Below are 249 nucleotides of genomic sequence, written 5' to 3' on the forward strand. Positions count from 1 at the left end.
GCCGCCGTACTGGGCACCGGCCCAGGCGGATGACACGCGCAGCCAGCAGCTGGTCTTGTCGTCGGCCTGGCCTTCGCGGTCCCAGTGAAACTGGACTTTGACCCGGCCGTACTGGTCGCAGTGAATCTCTTCGCCTTTCGGGCCGGTGACCACGGCGCTCTGGCTGCCGAGGATGCGCGGTTTCGGGTGGCGCAATGGCGGGCGGTTGGGCACGTCCCACGGGGTGGCCTGAAAGCGGTTGCGATAGCC

Annotated in this window: 1 pseudogene; it reads right to left on the minus strand. The window is 68.3% G+C overall.

What is annotated here, in order from left to right:
- Positions 1-249, minus strand: a pseudogene (locus tag PseAD21_RS29410) (type VI secretion system tip protein VgrG); the annotation flags it as partial.

The sequence above is a fragment of the Pseudomonas sp. AD21 genome (assembly GCF_002878485.1).
GTDB lineage: Bacteria > Pseudomonadota > Gammaproteobacteria > Pseudomonadales > Pseudomonadaceae > Aquipseudomonas.